General features: G+C 68.5%; 1 protein-coding gene. It reads left to right on the top strand.

Going from position 1 to position 1,098, the window contains the following annotated elements:
* Positions 1 to 207 precede the first annotated feature (207 nt).
* Positions 208 to 1,020, top strand: coding sequence for an LAGLIDADG family homing endonuclease (locus ACFV6I_RS20525; protein WP_380426791.1), 813 nt, complete (start codon positions 208 to 210; stop codon positions 1,018 to 1,020).
* Positions 1,021 to 1,098 lie beyond the last annotated feature (78 nt).

Below are 1,098 nucleotides of genomic sequence, written 5' to 3'. Positions count from 1 at the left end.
GCCCCCGGGCCCGCCCACCACAGGTCCGCCCTGTAGGGCCCCCTCTGCTCCCGCGGCGCGGCGCGCCCAACACCCCCCCCCTCCCCCCCCGGCAGTGCCAACCCGGCCGGGGCGCTTCTGTTCGCGGAATCGATCGTATCCACACCATTGAGCGAACTGGCGAGCGATCGCGCTCCTTCGGCGATCGATCGCACAGACGCTCACCGCATGACATTCTTCGACCTCGAACGACCCCAGCACGCCTACATGTTCGCCTTCCTCCAGGCGGACGGACACCTCACCGAGCAGTCCCGCAACCGCGGCCGGCTCTCCGTGGAACTCTCCGCGCGCGACGCGCCCATCCTGGAGGAGTTCCAGCGGCTCTGCCCGTACAACAGCAGCATCCGGTACCGGACGCGCAGCACGAACTTCAAAGCGGAGCACACCTCGGCGATGTGGACCGTCTGCGCCCGCGAATTCCGCGAGGAACTGCGGGACCTCGGCCTGCCGGTGGGGCGGAAGTCCGAGATCATCGCACCGCCGACGGTGCCGTTCTCCGAGCGCGACTACCTGCGCGGCCTCATCGACGCCGACGGCTCGGTGGGCCTCACGTCCAAGGAACTGCCCTTCGTCGGCCTGGCCACCAAGAGCGACGCGACGGCCGCCTTCACTGCCCTCTATGCAGAACGCCTCTGCGGGGCCCGGCGCAAGCTCAACCGCAACAAACGCGACAACATCTACAACATCCTCTTCCTCAACGAGGCCGCCGTGGCCCTGGCCACCGACCTCTACTACCCGGGCTGCCTGGCGCTGCTCCGCAAGCAGGCCGGTGCCGATCGAGTCAGCGGGTGGGTTCGTCCATCGACCATGGGATTCGCACCCCCTCGGCGCAGCTGGACCCCGGAGGAGGACGAGGTGATCCTCACCGCACCAAGCATGGAGACGGCCTCCGCGCACTTGGGGCGAACGCTCAAGAGCTGCAAGGTCCGTCACTGGCGACTTGTCGGCCCCAAACGTCCGAGAGTCTTTCCGCAGCGGTGAAGGCGGCCCCCCGCGTCGTCGGGGGGCGCCGCAATAGATAACCCCCTGAACCCTAACAACCGGAGGGGGGGGGGGATG

Source organism: Kitasatospora sp. NPDC059803 (genome assembly GCF_042732255.1).
Taxonomy (GTDB): Bacteria; Actinomycetota; Actinomycetes; order Streptomycetales; family Streptomycetaceae; genus Kitasatospora.
Note: the sequence above shows the minus strand (reverse complement) of the source record. Positions and strands in the feature narration are given on the sequence as shown.

Coding starts and splice junctions, on each gene's coding strand:
- ACFV6I_RS20525 (WP_380426791.1), top strand. CDS start 208: ATGACATTCTTCGACCTCGAACGACCCCAGCACGCCTACATGTTCGCC.